This window comes from Pseudomonas sp. PWP3-1b2, from assembly GCF_049896045.1.
In the GTDB taxonomy this organism is placed as follows: domain Bacteria; phylum Pseudomonadota; class Gammaproteobacteria; order Pseudomonadales; family Pseudomonadaceae; genus Aquipseudomonas; species Aquipseudomonas antarctica_B.
On sequence record NZ_JAFCTN010000004.1, the window covers coordinates 36,084 to 61,447 of the forward strand.

Annotated in this window: 23 protein-coding genes; 15 read left to right on the top strand and 8 right to left on the bottom strand. The window is 61.8% G+C overall.

Annotation, left to right across the window (positions count from 1 at the left end; all coding sequences use genetic code 11):
* The first annotated feature begins 67 nt into the window (after positions 1–67).
* From ACP7A2_RS03730 to ACP7A2_RS03745, 4 genes are all read left to right on the top strand, one after another.
* Positions 68–1,009 carry a LysR family transcriptional regulator gene (locus ACP7A2_RS03730; RefSeq protein WP_426133132.1) on the top strand — a complete coding sequence of 314 codons (942 nt, stop codon included), beginning with the start codon at positions 68–70 and terminating at the stop codon, positions 1,007–1,009.
* A gap of 92 nt (positions 1,010–1,101) precedes the next feature.
* The gene (locus ACP7A2_RS03735) at positions 1,102–1,620 is read left to right on the top strand and encodes a sigma-70 family RNA polymerase sigma factor (RefSeq protein WP_426133133.1); all 519 of its coding nucleotides are present in this window, start codon (positions 1,102–1,104) and stop codon (positions 1,618–1,620) included.
* Positions 1,617–2,543, top strand: coding sequence for a FecR domain-containing protein (locus ACP7A2_RS03740; protein ID WP_426133134.1), 927 nt, complete (start codon positions 1,617–1,619; stop codon positions 2,541–2,543). Before ACP7A2_RS03735 ends, ACP7A2_RS03740 begins: the two co-directional genes overlap by 4 nt.
* 251 nt (positions 2,544–2,794) lie before the next feature.
* Positions 2,795–3,010, top strand: coding sequence for a TOBE domain-containing protein (locus tag ACP7A2_RS03745; protein WP_003173733.1), 216 nt, complete (start codon positions 2,795–2,797; stop codon positions 3,008–3,010).
* Positions 3,011–3,077: 67 nt separating this feature from the next.
* Here ACP7A2_RS03745 and ACP7A2_RS03750 read toward each other — a convergent pair whose 3' ends face one another.
* The 5 genes from ACP7A2_RS03750 to ACP7A2_RS03770 all read right to left on the bottom strand — a co-directional run bounded on the left by ACP7A2_RS03750 (position 3,078) and on the right by ACP7A2_RS03770 (position 9,229).
* A complete protein-coding gene (locus tag ACP7A2_RS03750; RefSeq protein WP_426133135.1) occupies positions 3,078–6,431 on the bottom strand; it encodes a hypothetical protein in 3,354 nt (1,117 codons plus the stop codon).
* A gap of 94 nt (positions 6,432–6,525) precedes the next feature.
* Complete coding sequence (locus tag ACP7A2_RS03755) at positions 6,526–7,671, bottom strand: MalY/PatB family protein (protein ID WP_426133136.1); 1,146 nt, start codon at positions 7,669–7,671, stop codon at positions 6,526–6,528.
* Positions 7,672–7,729: 58 nt separating this feature from the next.
* The gene (locus ACP7A2_RS03760) at positions 7,730–8,323 is read right to left on the bottom strand and encodes an FMN-dependent NADH-azoreductase (RefSeq protein WP_426133137.1); all 594 of its coding nucleotides are present in this window, start codon (positions 8,321–8,323) and stop codon (positions 7,730–7,732) included.
* Positions 8,320–8,760, bottom strand: a complete 441-nt coding sequence (locus ACP7A2_RS03765) for a GNAT family N-acetyltransferase (protein WP_426133138.1) — start codon at positions 8,758–8,760, stop codon at positions 8,320–8,322. The genes ACP7A2_RS03760 and ACP7A2_RS03765 overlap by 4 nt, the downstream gene beginning before the upstream one ends.
* Positions 8,753–9,229, bottom strand: a complete 477-nt coding sequence (locus ACP7A2_RS03770; RefSeq protein WP_375064779.1) for a carboxymuconolactone decarboxylase family protein — start codon at positions 9,227–9,229, stop codon at positions 8,753–8,755. Before ACP7A2_RS03770 ends, ACP7A2_RS03765 begins: the two co-directional genes overlap by 8 nt.
* A gap of 129 nt (positions 9,230–9,358) precedes the next feature.
* Between ACP7A2_RS03770 and ACP7A2_RS03775 the strand changes: the two genes are divergently transcribed.
* Entirely contained in the window at positions 9,359–10,753 is a 1,395-nt protein-coding gene (locus ACP7A2_RS03775) for a PLP-dependent aminotransferase family protein (protein ID WP_426133139.1), read from the top strand.
* Positions 10,754–10,966: 213 nt separating this feature from the next.
* Here the strand turns inward: ACP7A2_RS03775 and ACP7A2_RS03780 are convergent, their stop codons facing one another.
* Positions 10,967–11,818, bottom strand: coding sequence for a LysR substrate-binding domain-containing protein (locus ACP7A2_RS03780; RefSeq protein WP_426133140.1), 852 nt, complete (start codon positions 11,816–11,818; stop codon positions 10,967–10,969).
* A gap of 243 nt (positions 11,819–12,061) precedes the next feature.
* On the opposite strand from ACP7A2_RS03780, the gene ACP7A2_RS03785 reads away from it, so the two are divergent.
* From ACP7A2_RS03785 to metC, 10 genes are all read left to right on the top strand, one after another.
* Positions 12,062–12,883: a transporter substrate-binding domain-containing protein gene (locus ACP7A2_RS03785; protein WP_426133141.1), complete on the top strand. Its 822-nt coding sequence runs from the start codon at positions 12,062–12,064 to the stop codon at positions 12,881–12,883.
* Positions 12,884–12,885: 2 nt separating this feature from the next.
* Positions 12,886–13,692, top strand: a complete 807-nt coding sequence (locus ACP7A2_RS03790; RefSeq protein ID WP_426133142.1) for a transporter substrate-binding domain-containing protein — start codon at positions 12,886–12,888, stop codon at positions 13,690–13,692.
* Positions 13,685–15,106 carry an FAD-binding oxidoreductase gene (locus ACP7A2_RS03795; RefSeq protein ID WP_426133293.1) on the top strand — a complete coding sequence of 474 codons (1,422 nt, stop codon included), beginning with the start codon at positions 13,685–13,687 and terminating at the stop codon, positions 15,104–15,106. The genes ACP7A2_RS03790 and ACP7A2_RS03795 overlap by 8 nt, the downstream gene beginning before the upstream one ends.
* The gene (locus ACP7A2_RS03800) at positions 15,103–16,305 is read left to right on the top strand and encodes an aminotransferase class I/II-fold pyridoxal phosphate-dependent enzyme (RefSeq protein WP_426133143.1); all 1,203 of its coding nucleotides are present in this window, start codon (positions 15,103–15,105) and stop codon (positions 16,303–16,305) included. Before ACP7A2_RS03795 ends, ACP7A2_RS03800 begins: the two co-directional genes overlap by 4 nt.
* Positions 16,302–17,027 carry an amino acid ABC transporter permease gene (locus ACP7A2_RS03805; RefSeq protein WP_426133144.1) on the top strand — a complete coding sequence of 242 codons (726 nt, stop codon included), beginning with the start codon at positions 16,302–16,304 and terminating at the stop codon, positions 17,025–17,027. The genes ACP7A2_RS03800 and ACP7A2_RS03805 overlap by 4 nt, the downstream gene beginning before the upstream one ends.
* Complete coding sequence (locus ACP7A2_RS03810; RefSeq protein ID WP_426133145.1) at positions 17,017–17,700, top strand: amino acid ABC transporter permease; 684 nt, start codon at positions 17,017–17,019, stop codon at positions 17,698–17,700. Before ACP7A2_RS03805 ends, ACP7A2_RS03810 begins: the two co-directional genes overlap by 11 nt.
* Positions 17,687–18,511: an amino acid ABC transporter ATP-binding protein gene (locus ACP7A2_RS03815; protein WP_426133146.1), complete on the top strand. Its 825-nt coding sequence runs from the start codon at positions 17,687–17,689 to the stop codon at positions 18,509–18,511. Before ACP7A2_RS03810 ends, ACP7A2_RS03815 begins: the two co-directional genes overlap by 14 nt.
* Positions 18,512–18,527: 16 nt before the next feature.
* The gene (locus ACP7A2_RS03820; protein WP_426133147.1) at positions 18,528–19,124 is read left to right on the top strand and encodes a cysteine dioxygenase; all 597 of its coding nucleotides are present in this window, start codon (positions 18,528–18,530) and stop codon (positions 19,122–19,124) included.
* A 121-nt stretch (positions 19,125–19,245) separates the two neighbouring features.
* A complete protein-coding gene (locus tag ACP7A2_RS03825; RefSeq protein WP_426133148.1) occupies positions 19,246–19,893 on the top strand; it encodes a glutathione S-transferase family protein in 648 nt (215 codons plus the stop codon).
* Positions 19,894–19,920: 27 nt separating this feature from the next.
* Positions 19,921–22,620, top strand: coding sequence for a cystathionine beta-lyase (gene metC / locus ACP7A2_RS03830; RefSeq protein WP_426133149.1), 2,700 nt, complete (start codon positions 19,921–19,923; stop codon positions 22,618–22,620).
* 39 nt (positions 22,621–22,659) lie between these two features.
* Here the strand turns inward: metC and ACP7A2_RS03835 are convergent, their stop codons facing one another.
* Together ACP7A2_RS03835 and ACP7A2_RS03840 are read right to left on the bottom strand one after the other, a co-directional pair.
* Positions 22,660–23,736, bottom strand: coding sequence for a nucleoside hydrolase (locus tag ACP7A2_RS03835; RefSeq protein WP_426133150.1), 1,077 nt, complete (start codon positions 23,734–23,736; stop codon positions 22,660–22,662).
* 27 nt (positions 23,737–23,763) lie between these two features.
* Positions 23,764–25,074, bottom strand: a complete 1,311-nt coding sequence (locus tag ACP7A2_RS03840) for an MFS transporter (protein ID WP_426133151.1) — start codon at positions 25,072–25,074, stop codon at positions 23,764–23,766.
* Positions 25,075–25,364: the final 290 nt, after the last annotated feature.

Below are 25,364 nucleotides of genomic sequence, written 5' to 3' on the forward strand. Positions count from 1 at the left end.
GAGATACGCTACAAATCGAATCTCGCTTACAAGCGATAACCTCAGGGTATCGATAACAAGGAACTGTATGAGTCATCCGCTCGTCTCTCGAAGCCTGTTCAACCGGCTGCGCTACAAGCACCTGCACATGCTGGTGGCGTTGAGTTCCAGCCAAAACCTGCACCGTGCCTCTCAAGCTTTGAACATGTCGCAACCGGCGGCCACGCGCATGTTGCGTGAGATCGAGGACATGTTTGCCTGCGACCTGTTCGAGCGTTTGCCCCGTGGCATGCGGCCTACAGCGCTGGGCCAGGAGCTGATCCGTTTTGCCGAGTCAGCCCTGAGCGGGCTGGACCGCTGCGCCGAAGACTTGATGGCGCGTCAGCAGGGCGGTTATGGCTACCTGTCGATCGGCACGATCATGGGCGCGGCGCCGGACCTGGTCATGAACTGCATCGCGCAGATGAAGAGCCTCTACCCGCAATTGCGTATCCGCATCATGGGTGACACCAGCGACCAGGTGATCCAGTTGCTCGAACAGGGCCGCATCGACCTGGGCATTACCCGACGCAATGCCGCCACCGACAGCGAGCATTACACCTTCGAGCCGTTGGGCAACGAACGCATGCTGGTGGTGGTGCACGCCGGTCATCCTCTGGCTCAGCGCGAGCGGCTGGAGCTGGCAGAGTTGGTGAGCGACTGGCCGTGGATCCTGCAACCGCAAACCAGCCCGGCGCGGATCGGTTTCGACGAGGCCCTGCAAGACCTGGCGCTGCCGAGCCCGGCGGACATCATCGAATGCAGTTCGATTTATTCGATGCAGCAACTGATCCAGCTCACCGACGCGGTGATGGTGCTCTCGGAAAGCGCCCTGCGGGACTACTTGAAAATGGGCCTGGTGGTGGCATTGCCGGTGGCGCTGGACGTGCGGCTGGCCCCTTTTGGCCTGTTGTTGCGCAAAGGCGAAGGGGTCAGCCGCGAGTTGGGGCTGTTTATCGACATGCTGCGCCAGAAGGCGGCGATGCTCTAAACGGAATGTTGAAATGGGCATGGTACGTAGGCGCGATATTAAATAGAATGAATCTCATTTGAGACTCAGTCGCGCCGCGCAGGTTGCTTGCCATGAATGATGCTGTTGCCCCGACCCACGGCCCGGAACTGACGCTGTCGAGCTTGTACCGCGACCATCGCAGTTGGCTGGAAAGCTGGCTGCGTCGGCGCCTGGGCAATGCCTGGGATGCGGCGGACCTGAGCCAGGACACGTTCCTGCGGGTGCTGTCGAGTGCGCAGCCGATCGCGCATCTGCAGGAGCCGCGTGCGTATCTGGTGACTGTCGGCAAGCGTTTGCTGGTCAACTTTCATCAGCGGCGCAGCCTCGAACAGGCGTATCTGAATGCCCTGGCCAACTTGCCCGATGCGTGCGTGCCGTCACCCGAACAGCGCTGGCTGGTGCTGGAAACGCTGCACGCGCTGGACGAATTGCTGGATGGTTTGCCGGTGCGGGTGCGCCGCGCGTTTCTCTTGAGCCAGCTGGAAGGCTTGGGTTATCGCGAGATTGCCGAGCGTCTTGAGGTTTCTGAACGCACGGTGAAACGCTACATGGCTGAGGCTTACGAGCATTGTTTGCTGGTGGAGCTGTGAGCCGCGACATTGCCCGCGCGGCGGCGCAATGGCTGGCGTTGCTGGAGTCGGGCGCCGCCACCGAGCGTGATCACGCCAACTTGCAGCAGTGGCGCGACAGCCATCCGCAACACGAACAGACCTGGCAAAAAGCCCAATCCCTGCGCCAGCGTTTCAGCGACGTGCCGCACGCCCTGGCCATGGCCAGCCTCGACCGCCCACAGCCCGGGCGACGGGCAATCCTCAAGCGTGCCTTGGGTGTGGCGGTGCTGGTGCCGACGGTGCTGTTGATTGGCCGTCAGTTGCCCATTCAGACGTGGCGAGCTGATTTGCACACGGCGACCGGTGAGCGCAAACGGCTGCCGCTGGCCGATGGCAGCAGCCTGCAACTCAACACGGCCACTGCGGTGGATATCGACTGGGCGCAGCGGCGCATCACCCTGGTTGAGGGTGAATTGGCGCTGACGGTGCCCGGCGCTGCGCCGATGTCTGTGCGCACCCGTTACGGCGAGTTAAGCGTCAGCCAGGCCGATGTGTGCGTACGGCAATTGGCGTCCGGCTGCCGGGTGTCGGTGCGGGAGGGCACGGTGCAGGTGCGCGATATGAATGGGCAGCTGACGACGTTGCAGAGCGGCCAGCAAGCCTCCCTGACCGCCAGCGGGCTTGGCGCCTGGGTGCCGTTTGATCGGCTGCAACTGGACTGGCGCGACGGCGTGCTGACCGCGCAGAACCAGGCGCTGGGGGATTTTTTGCGCGAGTTGGAACGCTATCGTCCCGGCGTATTACGCTGGGACCCACGCCTGGAAGCGTTGCGGGTGACGGGCAGTTTCCGCCTGGACGATACCGACCGGATCCTCAGCCTGCTGGCTTCGACACTGGGGCTGCAAGTGCAGGCACGAACGCGGTACTGGGTGACGCTAAGCCCGCGCAGCACGGCTGTATAACCTCGGGTGGGCTCGCCACAGATGATGCTGTGATCAGACCACATGCGCCCGCTGCAACTCGGTTTAGGCCACTGCCTCTAGCTGCGGCAGAGGGCAAATTGCTAATTGACTGTTTGCTGGCGAACAATTCCTATATACCCATAACGAATAAATAAAGAGTTATATATTCTTTTTAATGTTCGATCTGATAGCGCATTTTGACTGCCTGCGCATTCGTGCGGATTGACCCAACAGCCAAAAGGAAAGCCGACATGACCATTAAAGCGATCAACGTGCGCAATCAGTTCAAGGGCGTGATCAAGGAAATCCTGCTGGGGGAAGTGGTGTCTGAAATCGACGTGCAAACCGCGTCCGGCATTGTGACGTCAGTGATCACCACCCGCTCGGTGCGTGACCTGGAATTGAAGGTGGGCAGCGAAGTGATTGCGTTTGTGAAGTCGACTGAAGTGTCTATCGCCAAACTGTAAACACAAAAACCACTGTGGGAGCCGGCACGCCAGCTCCCACAGTGGTTTTTGTCAGTCTGTCACAGCATCAGTTAAGTCTCGCGCCGCCACCACCGCCGAACGGACGCGGTTCCGGTTCATCCACCGGCGCATCGCTTGGCAGCTGTTTGGGCGGTGTGTTCGGGTCTGTGTAGTCCTTGTGCAAGTCGCCATCGAGGCGGTTGCTCGACGAGCCACCCTCTTGAGGCGTCTGGTCGAAGTGCTCCCACTCCGATTGCTGGAAGCGAAAGATACTGTCGTCGGTCGGCGTGTCACGGCCGTGGTAATGGTGGATCTCGTAGTGGGCGTACTCGACCTTGTCGGCCCAGTTGTCCTGCAATAAACCATCGCCTGCCAGGTCGCGGTACCAGTCGTTTTCCTTCTCGGTGGCTTTCTGTTTTTTGTTGTGGTCGACAAAGTAACCGATGATCCCGCCGACCACCGCCAACGCCACGCCCACCAGGAAAAACGGCCCGGTCAATGCCGCTGCCGAGCCTGCGCCGAACAGTGCAGCAGCACCGAGTACCCCGGCCGAAGCGCCGAATGCACCGCCCGCCACTTGCAAACCACCGGCCGCCTGGGCCAGCGGGTCTTTGCTGGCCACACCACTCTTGATCGCCAGTGCACCCAGTACGATATCGGCAAAGCCACCGACGATGTCCGTGGCCGGGCCCAGCACCTTGATTACCGAACCGGCAATTTTTGCCGACTTGGAGGCGCCCAGCTTGGCCGCGCCCGCTGCGGCCAGGCCGTCATCCAGGTGGGTAGCCAGGCCTTCTGTGGCTTCGGTGACGGCCTTGTCGCCTTCACCAAACATCTTCGAGATGCCGTCGTACTGACTGTCGGGTACCGCGTCCAGCGCTGCGGAAATCTCTTTGCTGACTTTCGTGTCAATCTCGCCGCCCGGGCCGAAGTCGAGCACTTTGCCTGCCGCGCCTTCCTTGCCCCAGATTTCCGGGAGGGTCTTGTCCAGGCCCAGAAAATTCACCAGCCCGCCCTTGCCCAAGGACTCGCCAATTTTGTCGCCCAGCCTGACGAAGTGGCTCGCGCCGCCTGCAAAGCTGAGGAAGTCCTTGGCGATGGACATGCGCTGAGCCGGCGTTTCGCCCAGCTTGCCGCCTTTGCCCACCATTTGGTAAATCGCCGAGAACAGGGTCACGCCGGCGCCGAGGGAGCCCAGGATGCCCTTGCTGTTGAGGGTGTTGAACACTTCACCGAGCATGCCGCGATCCGCGACCGGGATGTAGGGCTTGCTCAGGGCGGTTTTTACATCGGCTTCGCTGATGGTGCCGCTGTTTTTGTAGACCTCACCCAACTCTTCAAGAGCCTTGGTCACGGCCGAGGACTTTGCCTTGCCCTGAAGGCCTTCATTGAGGAATTTCTCCAGGGTTTCCTGGGTGCGGCGCGGCAGGTCGAGCAGGTTGCCCTTGAGCACGCCCTTGAGCAAACCGAACAGGTCTTTGGTGGCCAGTTCCTTGTTTTCGTCGGAGATCTTGCTTGGGTCCGAGAGGATCGTATTGAGGTCAGTGGTCAAGCCATCCGCCTGGATGTTCTGCGCAGCCTTGCTGGCAGCCTCCGGGTCGAACAACGACAGCGAGGTGAGGGTGTCACTCAGGTCCTTTTGCGCCTCGGACGTCTTGCCCTGGTTTTGCAGGTCCTTGAGGTACAGCACGTAATCCGGGTTTGACGTGAGGTCGAGCAGCTTTTGCTTGATCTCATCCTTGTTCGGCAACTTATTGATGGCGTCGTCCATCTTCGACTTGTAGTCGGCCTGCACAGTCGGGTCCTGGAACAACTCGCTGATCTGTTTCTGCACCGCCTTGCCATCGATGATGTCGTGCATGTCGGCCGAGGTCAGCTCGGTCTGTTTGTCATCAAACTCGCGCCAGGTGGTGTTGAACGGGCGCTTGGACTCTTCGTAGCCCGTGATGCCATGACCATTCTGGTAGGCCGCCTGGGCTTCCAGGGCGCGGACCAGTTTGGCCCGTGGGTCGTCCTTGGGAATCGAGCCGTTTTTTACGCCTTCGCGGTAGGTGTCGATCAACTGGGTGGTGGCCAGTTCGCTGACGCTAAGGGTGGGCGACTTGTCGTCCTTTTCGTCGGCATGGACGCCGGTGTCCATGTTCAGCACATCGAGGTCGCCGGCCTTGGGCAGGTTGTGTTTTGCCCGTGTATCGTCGACCCCTGCGGTGCTGGCGGCGTCCCACTTGGCCTTGACGTCATCGTAGAGCTGCGGGCTCAGCTCCCTGGACACGATCACCTTGCCTTCGCTGGTCTCATAGCGGATCAGGCCATCGCCCAGTTCGTCGGGGGAGCCGAAGGTGATGTCGGTGTTTTTCAGGAAGTCATTCGGCCCGGCGAGTTTGTAGCCGGCGTCTTCACTGGTGTGAATTTTGGCCCATGTGTCATTCGCGGTGGCGACACTCTTGAACAGCTCGGGGCTGATATCGGAAGACACCACAACCTTGGTGCCGTCCTGCAGTTCGTAGGTGAGGATGTGGTCTTTCTGGTCGTTGTTCCAGCTGAACATCTTGTAGTCGTTCAGCTCCGGCACTTTGGTATTGGCGTCGGCCAGAACCGCACCATTATTGAGTTCACCTTCTACGACGGCCTTTTTGCCTGGGTCGGTATACACCGCGTTGAGGCCCGCCAGGTAATCAAACAGCTTGGGGTTGTCGTCGCGGGCCACGACGACTTTCTCGCCATTGCTGTCATAACGAATCAGCCCCGGGCCGACTTCGTCGACCGGGCCAACCGTCGTACCGGCGTAGGGCGGCCACACTTCGTTGTCGGTGGCACGCCGGTAACCGGCGTCTTCACTGCTGGAGAGGCCCGTGAAGCTTTCATAGGCTTCCTTGGCTTTCTCGAAGGCCTCGGGGTTGTCGCGCTGGCTGATGACAACCTTGGTGCCGTCCTGGGTTTCGTAGCGGATCACGCCAGGGCCGGTTTCGTCCGGTGGGCCGAGGGATTTGTAGTCGGCCAGTGTGTCCGGCGCCTTGCCATCCGCGCCGAGGCTTTGGTAACCCGCGTTCTGACTGGCGACTACGCCGGACAGCGACTTGAAATCCTGGCTGACCTGCTTGAACAGGTCCGGGCTGTCGTGCTCGCTGACGATGACTTTTTTGCCGTCCTGGGTTTCATAGCGGATCAGCCCCGGGCCGACTTCATCCGGCGGGCCGATGGCTTTGTAGTCAGACAAGGCCTCGGGAGGTGTGGCGTCTTTGGCGGCAAGCTCATAGCCGTCTTTTTTGCTGGTATCCAGCCCGGACTGCGTCTTGTCGTGCGTCTCAACCTTTTTATTGACACTGTTCTTGAGCAGCACATGAAATTCCGCACCGGACTTGGTTGGCGTGCGGGGGAGGCTTTTGGGCTCGAGCGAGCGGTCAAGCGGCTGGGTCGACATGCCGTGGAACTCCTGCTGTTTCAGGTGGGACTGTTTGGCGAAAACAGTAACAGCAGGGGTTCCGGGCACGTTGCGAAAAGTTGTGAAATGAACCCTAGCGGTGATGCAGCGCTCGTTCCATGCGGTGCAGGCCTTCTTCGAGCATCGCCCGTGGGCAACCGAAGTTCAGGCGCACGAACTGCTGGCTGTCATCGCCGAATTCAATCCCTGCGCTCAAGCCAACCCTGGCCTGGTTCAGGAAAAACTGCTGCGGGTCAGCCAGGCCCAAAGCGCTGCAGTCCAGCCAGGCCAGGTAGGTGCCCTGAGGCACATGCATCACCACGCCGGGCAAGCGCGTTTGCACTGCGTTGAGCAAGTAGTCGCGGTTGGCTTGCAGGTAGTTCACCAGCGCGCCGAGCCAGTCGCCGCACTGGCTGTAAGCCGCGCGGGTGGCTTCCAGGCCCAACGGGCTGACGCTGTCGACCATGCCGCAGCGGGCATTGTTGAAGCGCTCGCGAATCTCGGCGTTTTGCACCACGGCAAAACACGTCTTCAGACCGGCCACGTTGTAGGCCTTGCTGGCCGACATCAACGTGATGGTGCGCTGGGCAATCTCGGGGCTGAGGCTGGCCGTGGGGATATGGCGGCGGCCGTCGAAGCACAGCTCGGCGTGGATTTCGTCGCTGATGATCAGCGTGCCGTTTTCCAGGCAGGCGTTGGCCACGGCCAGCAGCTCTTCACGGGGGAAGACTTTGCCAATGGGGTTGTGCGGGTTGCTCAACAGCAGCGCACCGGCACCGGTCAGCGCCTGGCGCATGGCAGCCATCGGTGTGACGAACTCACCGTTCACCCGCTCAAACGGCACTTCGATGCGCGGCAGGTTCCAGTGCCCGGGCGCCAGGCGGATCGGGCGATAGTTAGGGGTTTGCAGCACGACAGGCTGGCCGGGCTGCACAAACGCGTGCAAGGCCATATTGAAACCGGGCTCGACGCCGGGCAGGAACAACAGGTCTTCGGGGCTCACGCGCCAGGCGTACTTGGCCCACAGGTCGGCCACGATGGCTTCGCGCACATCCGGGCCGGCCACGCTGTAGCCGAGAATCTGCTGGTCGAGCCGGGCATGCAAGGCCGCCAGAACGGCGGGTGGCGCGGCGATATCCATGTCGGCGATCCACATCGGCAAAACGTCTTGCGGGTAACGGTTCCACTTGGTGCTGCCGGTGCCGAGGCGTGGGTGGATCGTGTCGAAATCAAAGCTCATGGGCGGCTCGTATCAGGGAGGCTGGCAAACAATGGCGCCGATTCTAGCGCCATTAAATTTATAGGCCAGTGCTGATTGCCGCTGACAGTTGACGATGGGCCTGTTCCAGCGATCGATTGACCGCTTCTTCACCGCGCACCATGGCGCCCAGGTAGACGAAATCCACGCTGTGAATGCCCACCGTAGCCAGGATGGTGGTCAGATAAGGCGTCAAAAAGTCCGGCTCATGGCCCTGGCGCGAATTGCCGGAGCTGACCAGCACAAAGGTGCGCCGGTCGGCGAGCAGGCCGACTTTTTCGAACTGCTCGGTAACCGTGAAGCTGCGGTGAATGCGCACCACATGGTCGATCCAGCCCTTGAGCGCTGCGGGCACGGTGAAATTGTGCACCGGCGTGCAGAGGATCAGCAGGTCGCAGGCTTCCAGTTCCACAATCAGTTGCTCGGACACTGCCGTTGCAGTGCCACTCTGCCCGCCAGCAGTGGTCAGGGCATCCGCGTACTCGCGGGTCAACGGCGGCAACGCCTGGCCGCCATAGTCGCGCTCGGTAACCGTGGCGTCGGGCACCAGGTCTTGCAGCAGCGCGCGGGCCAGCTTGAAGGTGTGTGCGGCTTTGCCGTGGGGGCTGAAGCTCAACAGCAGGGCGCGGGTCATTGGCTCAAGTCCTGGGAAAAGTGCATGCCCCGGGGCAACAAGCCCTGACGGAAATAGAAGCGCTGGGCCAGGGCCATGTGCATGCCGGTGTCCAGCACCAGCCAGCGATAGCCGCGCGCGCGGGTTTCTTCACGAACCCGGTCGAGCAACTGCTCACCGAGGCGCCGGCGTTGCAGGGGGGCGTCCACCACCAGGTCATCCACATAAATAAAGCGGCCGTAGAGGGTGTTTTCGGTCAGCCGGTAGCCCGCCAGGCCGATCACCTGGCCGTGTTCACGGGCGGCCAGCAGGCGGTAACCGTTCTGCCGTTGGCGCTGAATTTGTTCGGTGAAACCGGTTGCGTCGGTGAGGTGTGGCCTCAGTTGCTGCATCACCGCAAAGCTGGCAAGGCAGTCGGCGTCGGTTTCGATGTGCACGAATTCGACGGCGTCATTCATGGCTCAGGTTCTCCAGATGGGCCTTGATGGCCGCCGGGACTTTGCGAAAGCTGATGGCGACGCGGTTGAGGGCGTTCATCAGGGAGATGGCCAGAGTCAGGTCGGCGACTTCTTTTTCGCTGAATATCCCTGCGACGGCGGCGTAATCGGCATCCGGCGCTTCGGTGTTCGCCACGTCTGTGACCACCTCGGCCCAGGCCAACGCGGCCTGTTCGCGCGGGGTGTACAGCGGCAGTCCCTCGCGCCAGGCGGCCAGCAACATGATTTTTTCCAGGCTTACGCCCAACTTGAGCAAGTCGCGGGAGTGGGAGTCCAGGCAATAGGCGCAGCCATTGAGCTGCGAAACGCGCAGGTACACCAGGTCAATCAGCTCTTTTTCGAGGCCGCAGCCGTGGATGTAGCTGTGCACCGAGCCCAGGGCCTGGTAACCGGCGGGGGCGGCCTTGGCGTAATCGAGGCGGTGTTTCATGGGCAATCCTTGTGTGTGAAGGGTGTGCCATTTTCAGCGGCGCGAAGGCCGGTCAACAGGGGCATGATTGGACAAGTGGGTTGGGACATGATCAGACTCCGGGCTGTCTTTGCATCGAGCCAACCTGTGATGTCTTCACTGCCCAAGTACCAGGAAATTTACCGCCGCTTTCGTTTGGCCATTGATCAGGGCCAACTGGCTGCGGGTGATCGAGTGCCGTCCGTGCGTAGCCTGGCGCTGGAACTCAAGGTGGCGCGTGGCACGGTCGAGGCGGCGTATCAGTTGCTCGTCAGCGAGGGTTTTTTCGAGGCGCGCGGCCAAGCGGGAACGGTGGTTGCCGGTTCTGCGCCGCAGGTGTCAGTTAAGCCGCTGCCGGTGGTTGCGCCGGTTGCTTCGGGGCCTCGGCCTCTGCAAATGGGCTTGCCGGCGCTGGACGCGTTTCCGCGCAAACTGTGGGCGCGGCTGGTCACTCAACAGGTGCGCCGTACCGACGCCGACAGCCTGGCGATGGGCGACGTTCGCGGTGCCTTGGCCTTGCGCGTGGCCATTGCCAATTACCTCGCACTGTACCGAGGCGTGGAGTGCACGCCGCAGCAGGTGTTTGTGTGTGCGGGGTATGCGGGATGCCTCACGTTGTTTTGCGACGCGCTGGAGATGGCCGGGCAACGTTGTTGGTTTGAGGACCCGGGGTATCTGCATGCGCGGCAGTTGTTGATGCATCAGGGGGTTGAGCTGGTGCCGGTGCCGGTGGACCGTGATGGGCTGGAGGTGAAGCAGGGCCGGCTGCGTGATGTGGATGCGCGGCTGGCCATTGTGACCCCGGCGCATCAGAGCCCGCTGGGTGTGGCGCTGAGCCCGGCGCGGCGGCGGGCGTTGCTGGACTGGGCGCGGGAGAGGGGCAGTTGGGTGGTTGAAGATGATTACGACAGTGAGTTTCGCTATCGGGGCCAGCCGTTGGCGGCGCTCAAAAGCCAGGATGGTGATGGCCGGGTGATCTATGCCGGGAGTTTCAGCAAGATGCTGTTTCCGGGATTGCGGTTGGGCTATCTGGTGGTGCCTGCGGCGTTGTCGCAGGCGTTTGAGCGGGGGGCGCAGGCGTTGCAGCAGCGCAGCCCGCAGTTGTTACAGCTGACGGCGGCAGACTTTTTGGAGCAGGGGCATTTTACGCGGCACCTGAAGAAGATGCGGCAGTTGTATGCGGTGCGCAGGGGGTTGTTGGTGGCGGCGTTGGCGGAGCATTGCTCGGCGTTTTTGCGGGTGGATGAGCAGGCTGGTGGGATTAACTTGCTGGCGCGGTTGTTGGTGGATGTGCCGGATGGGGCAGTGGCTGACGCGGCGAACGCAGCGGGGTTGGCGGTTCAGGCGGTGTCGGGGTGGACGCTTGAACCGGGGCGGGGGCAGGGGCTGTTGATGGGGTTTACGAATGTGGCCTCGGCTGCGCAGGCGGCGGACTCTGCTTTGGTTTTGCGCGGGGTGATTGCGCAGTGTTTATCCGGTTCTGCGGTAACGGCTGAGAGTGGTTGAATCAAAAGCGCTGTTTTTTAAGAGCAGACTGCGGTCCTCCAGCCAAATGGAGATCCAACTGTGGGAGCTGGCTTGCCTGCGATGCAGGCACCTCGGTCCATCAGGCAAAACCAGTAGATGCCATCGCAGGCAAGCCAGCTCCCACACTGTGCCGGGCTTGTGATCTTGCTGTTGCCTTTGATCTCGCGATGGCTGGAGTGCGAGCACACCGAATCACAACCCCTGACTCCCCCGAATCAAGTCATACGCCTTACGCGCAATCGGATTCGCCGTATTCGGTCGAATCCATAAATAATAAGTAACCTCCGGCATCCGAGGCAGCCCATCCGTCTCACCCAGCACCCGCATGTCCGGCCCCAACATCTCCATACTCCTCGGCGTTACCCCCAACCCCGCGCGAGTCGCGGCTTTGATTCCAATCAAATTCGACGCCAGATACGCCTGCCGCCAGGGGATATTCGCCCGCTCCAACGCCTCCAGCGCATAGCGCCGATAAATACTCGGCTCATCCACCAGAATCAACGGCAATGGCTCACTCGGCTGATGAATGTACTGCGCCGAACAAATCCACCACACCGGCGAGGTGCGCAACGCAAACCCCTCAAGGTTCGGATCAGACCGCGTGGAAATCACCATGTCTACCTTGCCGCGGTGCAAGTCATCCATCAAAAACGGGCTGCGCCCCACATCAATCTCCAGCCGCAAACGGGGCGCGGAACGGGCGATATGGCTAAGGATCGGCGGCAAAATGGTGTCAGCAATGTCGTGAGGCGAACCGATACGCAGCACACCGCTCAGGCTGCTTTCACGCAGGGAGTTCAGCGCGTCGTCATTCAGCGAGAGCATCTGCCGCGCATGCCGCAACAGCTGCAAACCCGGCTCGGTCAGCTGCTTCTGGCGGCCGCGTTTTTCAAACAGGCTCACGCCCACTTGCTGCTCCAGCCGCTGCATATGCTGGGTGACCGACGACTGGGTGCGCGCCAGGTGCGTGCCGGCTTCGGCAAAGCTGTGGTGGTCGACCACGGCGATAAAGGTGCGCAGCAGTTCCAGGTCAAGGGTCGGCATGGGCATTTCCAGAGGCGTTTTTATATCAACGGTGGGAAGTTAAACATTACAGATATTGATGTGTTGTAGAAGCGATTTTTCAGAGGGGCCAATAAATCAGCGGTTATTCCCAAATCATTGGTCGCCCGCACACGGCAAGTTATAACGATATGAGATATTTGCATTTCCGTTACTCCCGCGCGCTCCCTAGCATGCCCCTCCATCAGGTCGGGGTACGCCGATCATTCGCCAGGGGGAAATCCAATGATGCTCAAGAAATGGTTGCCGGTGGCCCTGGGGTCGATGATCGCGTTAGGCGCCAGTGTGGCGGCTCAGGCCGATGCGACCCTGGACAAGATCGAGCAGCGCCATGTGCTGGTGGTCGGTGTGCTGTTGTCCGGCGGGCCGTTCGGCAGCATTGACCCGGCGACTCAGCAACCCAAAGGCTTGAACGTCGACCTGGCCAACGAACTTGGGCGCCAACTCAAGGCCGACGTGCAGTTGGTGCCGGTCTTGCCGGCCAACCGCGTGCAGTTCCTGCAACAGGGCAAGGTCGACCTGCTGATCGCCAACATGGAATGGACTGCCGAGCGCGGTGAAATCCTCGGTTTCGTGCCCACTCCGTTCTACCGCATCGGCGGCACCGCCGCGGTGCTTAAAGACAGCCAGATCACTCGCTGGGAAGACCTCAAGGGTCAGCCGGTGTGCACCTCGCAAGGCAGCAGTTACGTAAAACCGCTGACCGAGTTCGGCGCAGAGATCAAGGCGTTCAAAAGCTCCTCGGAATCGCTGCTCGCCCTGCGCGGCAACAACTGCGTGGCCGCCGTGCATGACTCAACCCTGATCAACCCGCTGATCAATGACAGCGCCGAGTGGAAGGGTTATCGCGCGATCAGCCCGGAACTCAACCCGGCACCGTCGGTGATCTGGACCCGTCGCGGCGAAAGCGACACACAGGCCAAACTCGACCCGATCATCAAGGAACTGCACCGCAGTGGCTGGCTGATCGCCGCTCAAACCCGCAACCGCATCAGCCCGGCGTCACCCGCGCTGGTGGAATTGCAGCAACAGTTCAAAGGCGCCTGAGCATGAATGTGAACACCCTGTGCGCGCTCAGCCTGCTGCTGTGCGCCGGCTTCGCTCATGCCGACGCCACCCTCGACAAAATCCAGCAACGCCATGCCATCAGCGTCGGCGTGATCCTCAGCGGCCCGCCGTTCGGCACCCTCGACCCCAAGACCGGCGAACACCTGGGCTACAACGTCGAACTGGCCAAAGGCATCGGCCAGGCACTGGGCGTCGAAACCAGGACCGTTTCGGTGCTGGCGCCCAACCGCGTGCAGTTCCTGCAGCAGGGCAAGGTCGACGTGCTGATCGCCAATATGCAGTTCACCGAAGAGCGCGCCGAGATCCTCGATTACGTGCCCACGCCGTACGAAGAAGTTGGCGGCGCGGCGTTGATTCGTAAGGGCGCCGGGATCAAACAATGGGCAGACCTGAAGGACAAGCCGGTGTGCGTGTCCCAGGGCAGCAACTTCATCAAGCCGCTGCAAGAGACCTACGGCGCGCAGATCAAGGCGTTCCGCAGCCAATCCGAATCGCTGTTGTCACTGCGCGGCAATGGTTGCGTAGCGGCGGTGCACGTCAGCCCGACCATGCACGCGCTGCTGAGCGATGCCGAATGGCAGGGCTATGACATTCCGTTGCCGGGTGACCTGATTCCCTCCAAATCGGTGATCTGGATTCGCAAGGGCGAACACGACACCCAGGCCAGGCTCGATGCCATCGTGCGCGAGTGGCATAAAAGCGGTTTCCTGATCGCCCTTGGTGAGCGCACCGGCATGGCGCCGTCTCAGGCCTTGCGTGACCTGCATGAGCAGTACAGCCATGAGTGATGCGCTGTTCGCCACCCTGCAACAACTGCTCGGCGCGGCCCATGTGCAAACGAGTATTGAGGCCGCGCATTACCTGACGGACAAGCAAGGCCGCTACACCGGCAATGTGATCGCGGCGGTGCACCCGGCCAACACCGAAGAAGTGGCAGCGGTGGTGCGCGCCTGCGTGGCGTTGAACGCGCCGATTGTGGTGCAGGGCGGCAATACGGGCCTGATGGCGGGCGCTACACCGGATGCCAGCGGGCGTTCAGTGTTGCTGCTGCTCGACCGCATGAACCGCGTGCGAGATGTCGACACCGACAACGACACCCTCACGGTGGAAGCCGGTTGCATCCTGCAAACTGTCCAGGACGTGGCCCGCGATGCTGAACGCCTGTTTCCCCTGAGCCTGGGCGCCGAAGGCAGTTGCACCCTTGGCGGCAACCTCGGCACCAACGCCGGCGGCACGGGTGTGCTGCGCTATGGCAACACCCGCGAGCTCACCCTGGGCCTGGAAGTGGTGACCGCCGAAGGCGAGATCTGGCATGGCCTGCGCGGTTTGCGCAAGGACAACACTGGCTACGATTTGCGCGATTTATACATTGGCAGCGAAGGGACGCTTGGGATTATCACCGCCGCCACCTTGAAGCTGTTTCCGTTACCCAAGGCCCAGGCCACGGCGCTGCTGGCCTTTGATGAGTTGGCTCAGGCCGTGGCGTTCCTGTCCCATGCCCGCGCCGGTTTCGGCGCCAGCCTTACCGCATTCGAGTTGCTCACCGCTGACTGTTTGGCCCTGCTGCGCGATCAATTCCCGGACGGCCCGCAGCCCTTCAAAAACGCCCGCCAACCCTGGTTCGCGCTGATCGAACTCTCCGATAATCACGGTGAAACCCATGCGCGCGAAGCCTTTGAATCCGTGCTGGGCGACGCCTTTGAACAGCAACTGATCAGCGATGCCCTGATCGCTGAAAGCCTGGCGCAAAGCGATGCGCTGTGGCTGCTGCGCGAAAACATGAGCGAGGCGCAAAAGCGCGCCGGGCGCAATATGAAGCACGATATCTCGGTGCCGATTTCCCGGGTCGTGGCCTTCGTTGCCCACACTGACGCGCTGTTGCAGGAGCATTTCCCCGGTGTGCGCAACTTCACCTTCGGCCACTTGGGCGACGGCAACCTGCACTACAACGTGGCCCATCCGCTGGATTCGACAGTGGACGCGCACATGGCCCATTACGCCGAACTGAGTGCGTTGGTGCATGACAGCGCCCACGCCCACGGCGGTTCGATCAGCGCCGAACACGGTATTGGCCAGCGCAAGGTCGGCATGCTCAGCCGCTATAAAAGTCCGGTAGAACTCGACCTGATGCGCCGCATCAAGCGTGCGCTCGACCCGCATAACCTGCTCAACCCCGGCAAAGTCCTCGAGGTGCAGCCATGACCGTACGCCTGTCCACACGCGTGCAGCGGGTGTCGCTGTCGGCCAACGCCGCCGCCAAATCCCGCGTGACCCAATTGCGTGAAGCCGGTCGCGATATTCTGGACCTCACCACCGGCGAGCCGGATTTCGACACCCCGCAACACATCAAGCAGGCCGCTTATGCCGCCATCGCTGCCGGCGCCACCAAGTACACGCCGACGCCCGGCGTGAAGGCGTTGCGCCTGGCAGTGCAGCGCAAACTCGCGCAGGAAAACCGCCTGGAATACCCGCTGTCGTCCATCGTGATCGCCAACGGCGCCAAGCAAATCATCTTCAATGCCTTTGCCGCCACGCTGGATGACGGCGACGAAGTGCTGGTGCCGACGCCGTACTGGCCGTCGTTCCCCGACAGCGTGCGCTTCAATGGCGGCGAGCCTGTGTTCATCGAGTGCGGGCTGGAGCAAGGCTGCAAGCTGCTGCCGACGCAACTGGAGCAACACATCACCGAGCGCACGCGCTGGCTGATCCTCAATGGCCCCGGCAACCCGAGCGGCGCGGTGTACAGCGAGGCAGAGTTACACGCGTTGGCCGACGTGCTGCGCCGTCATCCTCACGTGCTGATCCTGCTGGATGAGCTGTACGAACACATTCGCTTCGACGGGCGCCCACCTCAAAGCTTGCTGAATATCGCGCCGGACCTGCTGGACCGAAGCCTGCTGGTTGGCGGTGTCTCCAAGACTTACGCCATGACCGGCTGGCGCATCGGCTTTGGTGTCGGGCCCAAAAACCTCACCGAAGCCATGGCCGTGGTGCAGTCCCAATCCACTTCCGGTGCTTCATCGGTTGGGCAAGCAGCGGCATTGGCGGCGTATAACGGCGGGCTGGATTTCCTCGTGGAACAGGTCGCGGCCTATCAGTTGCGTCGGGACATTCTGGTCAAGAGTTTGGAAGCCGTCGAAGGCCTTGAAGTGCTTGAGCCTCAAGGCGGCTTCTTCGTCTTCGTGCGCTGCGCCGGCTTGCTGGGCCGTCATCGCCCGGACGGCCTGCGTATCGACAACGACGAAGACGTGGTCGCATGGCTGCTGGAAGAGGGCGTCGCCGGTGTGGCGGGCAGTGCCTATGGTCTGTCGCCGTGGTTCCGGCTGTCCATCGCGACTGCGACCGAGAGCGTGGCCGAAGCCGGGCGGCGGATCGCCACAGCCTGCGGGAGCTTGCGATGATGGCGTGGTTTGTCCATTGGGCGGCGGGCATCGGCCTGAACTACAGCTTCCTGCTGGACGCCTACCAGCGCGGCACGCTGGTACAGGGTGCGTTAACCACAGGGTTGCTGTGCCTGTTCACCCTCATCGGCAGCCTCGTCGCGGGCATCAGCCTGGCGGCGATGCTCACCTCGGGCAACCCGTGGCTGGCCAAACCGGCGCGGGTGTTTATCGAGGTCACACGCAACACGCCAACGCTGGTGCAGCTGTACTGCGCGTTCCTGGTGCTGAACATGCTGCTGACCCAGGCGGTCGGCGCGGCCAACCCGCTGACACCGTTTGCCTGGGTGGTAATCGTGATCTCCCTGCACAAGGGCGCGTTTCATGCCGAAGCGCTGCGCGCGGGCATTGAAGCTGTGCCTGTGGTCACCCTCGAAGCCGCCAGTTCCCTGGCTTTCAGCCGCCGCCAATTATTGTGGAATGTGCAGTTGCCGCTGGCCCTGCGCTTTGCCTTGCCGTCGCTGATCAACAACCTGATCGACCTGGTGAAGATGACCGCCGTGGCCTCGGCCATCGCCGTGGGCGACATCACTTACGCGGCGATCATGATCTGGACCCAAAGCGACAACGTGCTGGAGCTGATGATCCTGATCCTAAGCTTTTTCGGTCTGCTGAGTTTTACCGTCAATTGTGTGGGTCGCCTGCTTGAAGCGCGCTTGAGGATGCCCGGCTATGGCCATTGATTCATTCCCGGTGCTGTCGGCGTTGCTGCAATGGTCACCGGCGCTGGTGGCCGGTTTTGGCCAGAACATTTTGATCAGCGTGGTGGCGATTGCGCTGGGCTCGGTGCTGGGCCTGTTGATTGGCGCGCTGGCGTTGTCGCCGGTCGGGGTGGTCGCGCGGGTGTGGGTGCAGGTGTTTCGCAATGCGCCGTGGCTGGTGCTGATCTATTTCACCACCTATGTGTTCCCGTTCGAGATCCCTATTGGCAGCAGCTATGTGTCGTTCCCGGATTGGGTGAAAGTCACCATTGGCCTGGCGTTGCCGGCGAGTGCCAACGTAGCGGAGATCTTTCGCGGCGCCATCGGCTCGATCCCCAACACCCAGTGGGAAGCCGCGCGGTCGCTGGCCTTCACCCGCGGCCAACTGTTTCGTTCGATCATCCTGCCGCAGTGCTTCAAACGCATGCTGCCGCCGTGGATGAACCTGTACGCGGTAGTGACCATGGGCACTGCACTGGCCTCGCTGGTGGGCGTGCATGACGTGATCGATACCGCGCAGATCGCCAGCAACACCGTGAACATGACCGGCTTTACCGTAGTGATCTACCTGAGCCTGCTGGTGCTGTTCTTCGCCTATTGCTACCCGATTTCCCGCCTGACCCAACACCTGGAGCGCCGTTATGCCTTCTATTGAACCGCTGGTGAGCCTGCGCGATGTGCACCTGTCGTTCGGCACCAACCCGGTGCTCAAGGGCATTGAGGTGGATGTGCTGAAGGGGCAGGCAGTGTCGATTATCGGCCCGTCGGGCTCGGGCAAATCCACGATATTGCGCTGCATCACCGGGCTCTTGCAGCCCCAGCGCGGCAGCATTCGCGTGGGCCAGACCCAGGTTGAAACCCTGACGCAGGAAGCCCAGCGCATCGAGCTGCGCAAGCGTGTCGGCTTTGTGTTCCAGCAATACAACCTGTTCCCGCACTTGTCGGTGCTGGAAAACCTGGTGATCGCCCCGCGCAAGGTGCTGGGGCGCAACCGCGCCGACGCCGAGAAAGACGCGCGTGCCTTGCTCGCCAAAGTGCGCATGGAACACAAGGCCGACGCTTACCCCGGCCAGCTCTCCGGCGGCCAGCAACAGCGCGTGGCGATTGCCCGTGCCCTGGCGATGCGCCCGGAGCTGATCCTGTTCGACGAAGTGACCTCGGCGCTGGACCCGGAAACCGTGGGCGAAGTGCTGACGGTGATTCGCGAGCTGACCGAAGAGGGCATGACCTGCGTGCTGGTCACCCATGAAATGCGCTTCGCCGAAGAAATCAGCGACGTCGTGTACTTCACCGAAAACGGCGTGATTGTCGAGCATGGCAGCGCCGAGCAGATATTCCGGAACCCGGCCAGCGAACGCACCCAGACGTTCCTGCGCCATGCGCTGGGCGACACCGGGCGCCGTGGCCCGATCAAGCACGACCCGTACCTGTTGACCAACTTGAGCCGTTACAGCCTGTCAGTCTGATAAGAGGAAAGCCGTCATGAGTACCGCAAACCGTGCCGCCGTGATCGAGGCGTTTTTGCAGCAGGTCCGCGTCATCAACGCGCGTGGCGTAGACCGCGCCGCCCTGGTGGAAATCGTCAGCTTGCTGGAAAACCTGGCCGAGCGTCGCGACCTGTTCAACTTCGACGAATTCCCCGCGCCGGTGCCAGGGCAGGGCAGTACAGCCTTTCGATATCGCCTGAACGATGACGGTGACACCCCGACCCTGTACCTCAACTCACTGTTGCCGGGCAAAAGCACGATCCCGCATAACCATGAGACCTGGGCGATTATCAGCGCCGTGGAAGGCCAGGAAATCAACTACGTCTACGGGCGCAACGACGAAGGGCGTGAGCCGGGGTTCACTACGTTGACCCTGGAGAAAGAAGTGATCGTGCAGCCAGGTACTTCGATCGCGTTCCTGGGCGAAGACCTGCACGGCATCAAGGTTGAAGGCGAGCAGGCCACCCTGCATTTCCACCTCTACGGCTTGCCGCTGGAATCGCTGAACGGCCGCTATGGCGTGGAAGCCGACGGCCGCATTCTCAACTACAACGCCTCGCAGATGGCACCGTCGATCAAGGCCTACTCATAAGTACACCACCGATCAACTGTGGGAGCTGGCTTGCCTGCGATGGCGGTGGTGACTGACACACCGCTATCGCAGGCAAGCCAGCTCCCACAGGTTTAGCCGTGTTCATCTTCAGGGGTATTTCATGATTGATCTGTACTACTGGCCCACGGGCAACGGTTTGAAAGTCGGCATCCTTCTGGAAGAGCTTGGCCTTGAATATCGCCTGCTGCCGGTGAATATCCGTGAAGGCGAGCAGAAGCAGGCGGACTTCCAGCGCATCAGCGCCAATGGGCGCATTCCGGCGATTGTCGACCACCGCTGTGCCACACCACTGAGCCTGTTCGAGTCCGGCGCGATCCTCAATTACCTGGCCGACAGCGCCGGGCAATTCCTGCCGCCCGCCAGCAGTGCCGAGCGGCAAAAAGTGCAGGAATGGCTGTTCTGGCAAGTAGGGCACATCACTCCGTATCTGAGCCAGTTGCAGGTGTTCAAGGAGAAGGCGCCCGAGCCGATCCCGTTTGCCCTCGACCTGCTGAATGCCGAAGCCACGCGCCTGTACCGCGTGCTGGAGCAACGCCTGGCCGAAGTGCCTTACGTCGCGGGTGAATATTCGGTGGCCGACATGGCGATTTTCCCGTGGATTCAACCGCTGCGCCAAGGCCAGGACCTGGCGGACTACCCGCATATCCAGGCCTGGCGTGAGCGCATCAAGGTGCGGCCAGCGGTGCAGCGTGCCTATGCCAGGGGCCGCGATGTGGCACCGGGTGAGCGTTCGTTGGCGTTGCAGTAACTCTTCTCTTACTTTGTTGGGACTTCCATGAGCCAGACCATCACCCCGCGTCAATTGCAGCAATGGCTGTTCGACGGGCAGGAAATCGCTGTATTCGACGTGCGCGAACACGGGCAATACGGCGAGGCCCACCTGTTTCACGGGGTGAACCTGCCCTACAGCCGCCTGGAGCTGGAGGTACGCCGCCTGGCGCCGAACCCGCAGGTGCGCCTGGTGATTTATGACCAGGATGGCGGCGAGGTAGCGGCGCGCGCGGCAGAACGCTTGCACGCGTTGGGCTACCGTCGCGTGCACGCATTGGAAGGCGGCGCAGAGGGCTGGCAGGCCGCCGGTTTGCAGCTGTTTGCCGGCGTGCATGTGCCGTCCAAAGCCTTTGGCGAACTCGTGGAAGAAACCAGCCACACCCCCCACGTCACGGCGCGGCAATTGGCCGAATGGCAGGCCAGCGGCGAACCGCTGGTGGTACTCGACGGCCGGCCATTCGATGAATACCGCAAGATGACCATTCCCGGTTCCATCTGCTGCCCGAACGGTGAGCTGGGCTACCGCGTGCATGACCTGGTGGCGGATGACAGCACGCCCATCGTCATCAACTGCGCCGGGCGGACCCGCAGCATTATCGGCGCGCAAACCTTGATCAACCTGGGGTTGAAGAACCCGATTTATGCGCTGGAAAACGGCACGCAGGGCTGGTACCTCGAAGATTTGGAGCTGGAACACGGCAGCACCCGGCGCTATGCAGAGCAGGTCAGCACCGATTTGGCTCAGCAGCGTCAGGCCGCGCAGCAACTGGCCGAGCGTGCGGGCGTGGTGAATGTCTCGGCGGATCAGGTTCGCGAGTGGGCCAATGACAGTCAGCGCAGCCTGTTTGTGTGTGACGTGCGCACCGCTGAAGAGTTTGCCCTTGGCACATTGCCGGGTGCGCAACACACACCGGGCGGGCAGTTGATCCAGTCCACCGACCTGTATATCGGCGTGCGCCAGGCACGAGTGGTGCTGGTGGACAGCGACGGCGTGCGCGCGCCGATTGTCGCCAGTTGGCTGCGTCAGTTGGGGCATGAGGCTTATGTATTGAACGGCGGTATCGCCAGCGGCCTTGCGTTACCGGTGTTGCAGCCGGTGGCCTGGACGCCGCTCCCGTTGATCAGCGTCCAGGCGCTGGCGGGGGCGTTGAACGACGTTAATCTGATCGACTTGCGCCCCAGCATGGTGTTTCGCAAGGGGCATATCCCGGGTTCGCAGTGGTCGATTCGTTCGCGGCTGAAGGCTGACCACCGGCCGTTGGTGCTGGTGGCGGATGATCTGGCCCTGGCGGCGTTTGCGGCCCAGGGGCTGAATGCACAATTGCTGGAGGGTGGCTTCGCCGCCTGGGCCGCTGCCGGGCTGCAGGTGGGCGAAGACCCGCAAAGCCCGCCTGACGCCGAGTGCATCGACTTTCTGTTCTTCACCCACGACCGCCACAGCGGCAACAAGGACGCCGCGCGCCAGTACCTGGCCTGGGAAATCGGCCTGTTGGCGCAGATGAGCGAAGCGGAAATCGCCAGCCTCAAGCCGCTGACAGCAGCCTCGCGCGTGCGCACCCGGTTGGTTCACGCCGCGCGCACCGAGAAGGGCAATGGCGGTCGCGCGGTCAACGTACCGATCACGCGGTTAAGCACTGTGCTGTTCGACAACCTGGCACAAATGCGCGACGCCCGCGCCCGGCGCGACAGTGAGCGCGTGCTCACTTACGGCGCGCGCGGTAACCCGACGTCCCATGCTCTGGAAGACCTGGTGACCGAGTTGGAAGGTGGCTATCGCACACGTCTTTACGGGACGGGGCTGGCGGCAGCGGCGCAGGTATTGCTGGCCTATTTGCGCCCCGGTGACCATGTGTTGATCACCGACGCGGTGTATTCGCCGGTACGCAAACTGGCCCGCGAGTTTCTGCAGCCGTTCGGTATCGAAGTCAGCTATTTCTCGCCAGACGGGAAGGGGCTTGAGGCGCAACTGCAAGCCAACACCAAGTTGGTCTACGCCGAAGTACCGGGCTCACTGCTGTATGAACTGTGCGACCTGCCCGCGATGGCGCAACTGTGCAAACCGCGCAATATTCTGCTGGCCGTCGATAACACCTGGGGTTCGGGCTATTTGTACCGTCCACTGGCGTTGGGCGCAGATATTTCCATCATGGCGTTGACCAAGTACCTCGGCGGCCACAGCGACGTCATGATGGGCAGCGTGTCCACCACCGAAGCGGCTTGGCCGGCGCTGGGCAGGATGAGCGACACCTTCGGCAATGCCGTGAGCGCCGATGATGCGTATTTGATCCTGCGTGGCGCACGCACCCTGGCCTCCAGGCTGGATGTGCACGAGCGTCAAGCCGTGGAAATCGCCCAGTGGTTGCAGGCGCAACCGCAGGTCAGGCGCGTGTTCCATCCGGCGCTGCCCGAGCATCCGGGGCATGAGCTGTGGCGTCGGGATTTCACCGGCAGCAACGGCTTGTTGTCGTTTGAATTGAGCAGCCTTGACCCCGCATACCTCGAGCGTTTCATTGATGGTTTGCAGCTGTTCGGCCTGGGCGCTTCGTGGGGAGGTTTTGAAAGCCTGGTCACCGTGGCGGACACCAGCGACCGCCACAGTGTGGCCGACCGTTCGCTCAACCCGGTGGTGCGCCTGCATATCGGCCTGGAAGATGTGGCGGCGCTGATCGAAGATTTGCAGCGCGGCTTTGCCTTGGCGGACTGAGCGATACCGCTCCCACGCACTGTGGGAGCGGTCAACCGGTCAGTGTTTGACCGGGGTTGGCAGCGTCACCAGGTTGACGTAGCCGTCCCAGAATTTCTTTTGGTCCACGCCGAATACCACCTTGGCTTTCTGCGTGCCCACCGGGGCGCCTGTCTTGTAGCCCAACGCGCGGCCGTAGTCAGCGCCGAAGGTGGCATCCACATCGACCCAGAGGTCGCGGGACTCGGTGACGATCTCCGGGCTCACCAAAAACAGCGCGGGCAAGCTGTCCCAGGTGAAGCTGTGGTAGCTCGGGTCCTTGTCGAACAGCGGGCCGAATTCGTGTTTGTACAGGTCGGCAATCGCGCCTTTCTGCGCGATCACGCGCTGGTACACCGACTGGTCGAAGGTGACTTTCTCGCAGACGTCGTTCGGGAAAATCACGTGTTCGATCGGCGAGCGCAGCACGATCTTCGCGGCCTCGGGGTCGAACCACCAGTTGAATTCCGCTGCAGGCGTGGTGTTGCCCGGAATCTCCAGCGCGCCGCCCATGTACACGATGCGTTTGATCAGCGGCACGATATCCGGCGCCGAGCGAATCGCCAGGGCGATGTTGGTCAATGGGCCGACTGCCAGGATAGTCACTTGGTGCGGGTTGGCGCGCACGCTTTGCACGATGAACTGCGCGGCGGTTTCGCTGCGCAGTTTAGTGTGGGTTGCGAGGCCATCCGGTGGCGCGATCAATTGCGCAGGCGAGGTGGGGCGCGGGTTTTTGAATGCCCCCGGCCAGCCTGAGCCGAACAGCGATTTTTCGGCCTCGTAAGTGGCGTAGTCGTGCAACAGCGGGTAGGCGGCGCCTGAGTAGACGCCCACCTGTTTTTCCTCGCCCATGCGCTCCACGGCCTTGAGGGCGTCGACCTGTTCCTGGTCGACCCAGGCGTTGCCGCTGACAAGGGTCATGCCCAGCAGCTCGATGCGTTTTTGCGCGTGCAGCTGGGCGAGCATGATGAAGGCCTGGCCGTCGTCGTTAAGCACGTTGAAATCGGTGTCGAAAATGACTTTTTCAGCCGCCTGCGCCGTGCCTGCACACAGGCCGACGGCGACAAGCAGGGCGCAGCTTTTCAGGAAACCTTGCATGGTGATTCATCCGAAAAATTGTTGTTGTTAACGGTTCACCAGTTTCGCCGGCAAGGCGATGACCAGGAAGCTGCTGAGAATCAGGCAGCCGGCGAAAAACCACAAGGCGCCCGCGCTGCTGCCTGTGACGTCGATCGCAACGCCCATCAACGAGTTACTCACCAGGCCTGCAATATTCGCCAGCGAACAGGCCAGGGCAAAGCCGGTCGCGGCGGCCGTGCCTTTGAGGAAAGTCGCGGGCAGGCTGAAAAACACCGGCACCGCGCCGATGATGGCGGCCGAGGCTATTGCGAACAGTGCCACGGTGGCCGCGACGTTATGGGTAAAGAACGTGCTGGTGGCCATCGCCGCCGCACCGACGAAAAACGGCACGATGATGTGCCAGCGGCGCTCGCGGTGTTTGTCGGAGCTGGCGCCGATCAGCAACATGCCCAACAGGGCCGCCACGCTTGGCAACGCGGTGAGCATGCCGATGTGAAAGGTGTCGGTGACCCCGGCGTTGCGGATGAACGTCGGCATCCAGAAACCCATGGCGTAAGCGCTGAGCAGAATCGAGAAGTCGATACCGCCAAGCATCCACACTTTAAGGTTGAAAAAGCCGTCGCGGAAGCTGTGCTTGCTGCCGGCGTCGCCGGCTTCGTCCTTGCGCAGCTCGCTTTCCAGCAGTGACTTTTCTTCGTTCGACAGCCATTTGGCTTGCTGGAAGCTGTCTGGCAACGCCCAGAACGTGAGCACGCCGAGCACTATGCTGGGCACTGCCTCGATCAGGAACAGCCATTGCCAGCCGTGCAGGCCGCCGACGTTGTCGAAGTGGGATATGACCCAGCCGGACAGCGGGCCGCCAATCACGCTGGAGAGCGGCAGGCCGATCATGAACAACGCGATGATGCGCCCGCGGCGATGGGTCGGGAACCAGGTGGTCAGGTAGTACAAAACACCCGGCAAGAAGCCTGCTTCGGCGGCGCCGAGCAAGAAGCGCAGGATGTAGAACTGGGTGGTGGAGGTGACCAGCATGGTGCAGGCCGAGAGCAGGCCCCAGGTGATCATGATGCGCGCGATCCAGATCTTCGCGCCGACCCGTTCCAGCACCAGGTTGCTGGGCACTTCAAAGATGATATAGCCAACGAAAAACAGGCCGGCACCAAGGCCGAACGCAGTTTCGCTGAAGTGCAACTGGTCGAGCATTTGCAGCTTGGCAAAGCCGATGTTGATGCGGTCCAGGTAGGCTGCGAGGTAGCAGAAACACAGGAACGGAATCAGCTTCCAGGTGATCTTGTGGTAGAGCGTGTTAACGGGGTCGGCGAGCGTGGTCGCGGGCGCTGCATTCGCAATGGGCATCGGGTGTCTCCTGGCGGTGACTTATGGTTTTTATACAGCCGCTTGTGTTCCAGCACTTCGGAGTGCTGTAGAAGCGACTTCCAAAGGCAGTGTCAGAAGACTGAGGAGCCTGGCGCGATCCCTTGCCAGAGCCCGATCCCTGTGGGAGCTGGCTTGCCTGCGATGGCATCGGCGCGGTGTCACTGTTACACCGCAGTGTCTGCATCGCGGGCAAGCCCGGCTCCCACAGGAATTGGCTCCCACAATTTGAATGCATTCCAGCGCTGACCCTCAGTTTTTCAAGACTGCGC